Origin of the sequence: Ellagibacter isourolithinifaciens (genome assembly GCF_008831035.1) — a bacterium.
GTDB classification, from domain to species: domain Bacteria; phylum Actinomycetota; class Coriobacteriia; order Coriobacteriales; family Eggerthellaceae; genus Ellagibacter; species Ellagibacter isourolithinifaciens.
This window is the reverse complement of sequence record NZ_WAJR01000047.1, coordinates 1-4,760: the sequence shown is the minus strand read 5'-3', so window position 1 is coordinate 4,760 and position 4,760 is coordinate 1. Positions and strand designations below refer to the sequence as shown.

At 55.0% G+C, this 4,760-nt stretch carries 2 protein-coding genes; both read right to left on the bottom strand.

What is annotated here, in order from left to right:
• Positions 1-138 precede the first annotated feature (138 nt).
• The gene (locus F8C90_RS10570) at positions 139-1,509 is read right to left on the bottom strand and encodes a HEPN domain-containing protein (RefSeq protein ID WP_158050468.1); all 1,371 of its coding nucleotides are present in this window, start codon (positions 1,507-1,509) and stop codon (positions 139-141) included.
• 50 nt (positions 1,510-1,559) lie between these two features.
• Complete coding sequence (locus F8C90_RS10565; protein WP_158050467.1) at positions 1,560-4,565, bottom strand: restriction endonuclease; 3,006 nt, start codon at positions 4,563-4,565, stop codon at positions 1,560-1,562.
• Between the last annotated feature and the right edge of the window lie 195 nt (positions 4,566-4,760).

Sequence of the window (4,760 nt, the reverse complement as noted above, 5' to 3'; positions counted from 1 at the left end):
GTGATTCCTTTCCGTCTATCGCATCCCGGATTGGATGCTTGCGACGGATTCTATGGCGGTACCGCAATTGGTTGATTCGCAGTACCGGAATTTGCTGACTGTCAGTACCAAGAGGGCTTACTACTCAATATGCATTGCTCATGATTTGTTCTGCAGCTTGGATTTCAAATAGCGACTATGGCTTTTGGCGAGAAGTTCGTTGACTTCTTCCTGCGTGAAGCCAAGCAATCGCATTATTGCTGCTTCCGACAGCATAAAGAGCCCTTTTGTGTGGAAGAAAAGATAGTCATCCGAATACTTTTCTACTTCGGCTCTTCTATGCATGAAGGGATTGCGTCTTTTGCATTGAAGGTCTGCGAACTTCTTCTTATTTGAAAAAACCTCTTTTGAATAAGCCCCGACGAAATCGTAGAGGCCCATCAAGGATTGCCGTAATGTAGGTCTCTTTTTTTCGGCGATTTGCCCAAAAACCCACTCTTTAAGTTCTTCATTTTCGATGTTCTCTGCAGCAGCCTTCAGTCTTGCCATCATTTCATTATGTTCAGAAGAGGCCGTCGAATTCTTTTCATCGACCGCTCTTCCCAATGTCTCGATAATCTGCGAGGCGGCAATATACTCAAAATCAAGGTAAGACTGTCTTCGCAAGAGCGCTATTGGTACGTATTCATGAATCGCAATCTTGAGATCCCCTTCACAGTGAAGCCACTTATCGATCAATTGCTGGCTCCTGTCAGCAAAAACATCGTAAGGAATGGGTGAACTCTGGGGCTTTCTCCAGTCATAGTTTTTCCGTCCCAGGGCTTCAGTAACTTCATAGGTGACACCATCGCAGTTCGTTACGGTCATTGAATCCAGGGAGGCGTACCATCCCGCACAGAACGAGACAAGCAGGAGTATCGAGAAAGCAACATCGTCTGCGTCTTCGTAGCTTTCCGGTGAAACAAACTCGATATCCAACCTGCAGCATTGCTCCAGATTCACAGAAGCAGGTAGGTTGCATTTTAGATTCATTCCAGCCCTGACAATGATCTTTAGTCGATCATCCGTGTACCACGTTTGTTCAATGCATCCCGAAGATGAGTGGTCTTTCAGAAATGTCTGGAATACGTTATCGCCGTTATCAGTTTTCAGGATGGCCCAATCTTCCAAGTGCTGAAGACCGAATGAAACCTTTCTGATGGATGCGCTTATATCAAAAGCCTCATTGCCGGAAAGCATAGTGCTAGCAGAGAGTTCTTGCGAATCAGAAAGAATCGAAACTGCCATGCAATTTCTAAGCGCAATGTGCTTACCTGAATCAGAAATGCCATATAACCAGTCGGCAACTTCAGCTCCTGTTCCCATCGGATCAATGGCGCTCCCAACGATTGAATCGCACGGGATGAAAAGACGTATCCCATCCTTATCTGTTTGCCGAACACCTCCGATGGTGCCACGCCCGTCTTCAAGCTCCTCCCAGGAGCGCCCCCATTTCGCCCATTGAGCCAGCCTGTTACTCACGTTACCCATCGACCTCCTTCTTGGTTCTAGGACGCCACAGTACCTTGCCGAATATGGCGTTATCCCGCATACGTCGTTCGCACGCTGTAGGTCACACCATCATCCAGCGCGGCGAAGTGTTTGCGGGCGCAGTCGATCTTGGCCGCCTCGCGGGGGCGTGTTGCCGGGTCGATATTGCCACCGCCTTTGGTCTCCACGACGAAGAACACGCGCTTGCCGCCGTACTCGTCCTCGGACACATAGGCCCAGTCGGGGTTGTATGAACCGACCGGCGTGTCGATGGTGAACCTACTCGGCAGCTTCGCGAACACCTTCACGTCCTCGGCCATGTCGAGGTCGTATGCGAAGGGCCGCTCGACGGTGGAAGAGTCGTACACGACGTAATTGTAGATGGACTTGTCGTGCTTGGGCTCGTAGGCGTTCTGATCCAGATATGCGGTCAAATCCTCGACTTCAAGCACTTCCATGGTGTACCAGTCGCTCTCGGGAAGCTTCGTGTACTTGATCCCCTTGGAGAGGACCTCCAGCTTCGCGCGGTCGATCTTGGCCGTCACCTGCGCGAGGAACGTGGCAGGATCTGTCGCGAACTCCTCGAAGCGGCCACACCCCTCAAGGATGCGCTTGATGGTCGATCGCGTGAGCCCCACTGCATCCTGCAATTCCCAGATGGGATCGGGCAAGTCGTAGGCGCGGACAGCAGACGTCTTCACGATAGCGGTTCCGGTCACGGATGTGTCGATGCCCGCATCGTCGATGGAGAGGTCGGCTCGCGAGCTGATGACCTCGACGGGGCGGACCTCGGGCATGTGAGAAATCCCCTCGATGGCTTTCTCGACAAGCTTGTCGGTATCGACCTCAAGCTCGTAGCGCGTGCGCTTGCGGATCTTCTCCCAGAGCTCCTGGAAGGCAGGCTCGTCGGTGACATCCTTGCGAAGCTCAACGGTGACCTCGTTGCTCTTGTCCTTGATGACGAGCTTCCTTGCCTTGTTGGAGATGATGGCCTCCACCTGCTCGCGGGCAGGCTCGAACTCGGGCGGCAGCTCCACGACGTGGTACTCGACGGCATGCTTGAGCTCGGGCGTTATCGCGCCTTTCTCGGTGACCATGCCAGTATCCAGGAAGTACTCGTAGAGCGCTCTCGACCCCTCGAAGCCGAGCATCTCCTCGTCGCCGTTTTCCTTCTCGACGACGATCTTGGTGAACGACTCCGGCGTGAGGATTCCGAACTTGTAGCCGTCGCGCTCGAACTCCTTCTGCAGCCCTCGCGCGAACTCGTCGTAGGACTCGTTGGCGATCACGGTGAGCACGTTGACGCTCGGGTCATGGTTGCGCTCGCCCTGCTGATTCACGCACAAGCGCAACCCGCGTCCTATCTTCTGGCGCTTGGTGAACTCGTTTCCGCTGTCCACGAGCGTGCATATCTGGAAGATGTTGGGGTTGTCCCAGCCCTCCTTGAGCGCCGAGTGGCTGAAGATGAAGGAGATGTTCTTAACATCGTCATGCCCGTCCGGAAAGCTTATCAGGCGCTCCTTGGACTGCATGATGGCCTCGAAGGTGGAGGTGTCGGCAGCGGTGGTGCCGGAGGTGTCCTTCATTTTGCCCTTTCCGTCCATGGAGAAGTAACCCTGATGCAAGGGCGAGGGATCCATTGGCAGTGGCACGCCCTTCTTCTCGTAGCGTTTGCGCCAAGTGCCGTGCTCCACCTCGTCGGCGTACTCCTCCTCGAAGACGCGGGCGTACTCCCCTGCGCTCCAAGACCCGTCGTCGTTGTAGACGCGGTATTTCTCCACCTTGTCTATGAAGAAGAGCGAGAGCACCTTGATTCCCAGAGGATAGAGCTCAAGCTGCTTCTGCAAATGATCGATGATCGTGCGGCGGATCTGGGCGCGCTTCACGGCCTCGTCGGCCACATCGCCCACAGCCTCGCCGACCTCCAGGTACTCGCCGTTCTGGAACTCGACGAACTCGTTGCCCTCCTGGGCGGAGATGTTGGTGATTACCCAGCCGCCGCGCACGCCCTCGTAGTCGGGGTTCTCGTTGCTCTTCACGAACAGGTCGTTGCCGGTCGCGCACATGACGGACTTGCGCTTCTGGCCGCCTTTCTTGTCGCGCACGTCTATGGTGAGCTTGGCCTTGATCGAGCCGCCGTTTGCCTGCACGGAGTCCAGCTTCACGTAGCTTCCGTTCAGGTCCTCAGCCGAGCGCACCGAGTCAACGCAGATTCCCTTCACCAGATGCTGGTCGAAGGCGTCCACCGGCGTCAGGCGGTAGAGCATGTTGTAGGGCTCCTTGTGGGTGGCCGAGTAGCGCAATACGAAGAGCGGGTTCAGGCTCTTGATGGCTGCCTTCGCCTGTTTGGAATTGTCCACGCTCTGAGGCTCGTCGATGATGACAATGGGGTTGCACTCCACCACAAGCTCGCGCGGCGAGCGCCCACCGATAAGCTTTTCGCTCCGGCGATGGAAGAGGTTGCTCTTGTTTTCCTCTCCGTCTTTGGAGAACTCCTTGTTGAATGCCTGGATGTTGATGATCATGACCTCAATGGAGCTCGACAGCGCGAAATTGCCGACAGCGCCCATATTCTTGGAGTCGTAGACGAACACGTCGAGTGGCGCGCGGTCGTAGAGCTCGTCGAAATACGCCTTGGTGCTCTCGAAGGATTTGATCACGCCCTCACGTATGGCAACGGAGGGCACCACGATGATGAACTTGGTGAGGCCGTATTTCTTGTTGAGCTCGTAGATCGAGCGGATGTACACATAGGTCTTGCCGGTGCCCGTCTCCATCTCGATGGTGAAGTCGCGGAGGCGTCCGTCTGTAAGCTCCTCGGTTCGGGCGAGGCAATTCTCCTCCTGGATTTCGTGGAGGTTGTCAGCAAGCTGGCGCGGTGAGACGCGGATGCCGTTCGCGTGGCCGACTGCAAAAGTTGCCTGCGCACCAAAGCTGGTGTTGCCGGAAAACTCGCGGGAAAGGAATTCCTGCCCTTGGAACAGGTTGACCACAGCGTCGATGGCTTGAACCTGATGGCTCTGGTCGGATGTGTATCTGAATTGCAAGTCTGCCATGTCTACGCCGTCCTCAGCTCTATCTCGTAGCCGAGCTTGTTGCCGACGCGCTTGAATATTTGTGCAGCGGATCGCGTGCCGAATGTTGGTGTAAGGGGCCGCTTCCCTGTCCGTAGAAAGCAGGAAGCGGTTATCGCCTAGAATCTTAATTGCTGAAGTTAGGATTCGTGGAAAGGCAATAACCGCATATGGATA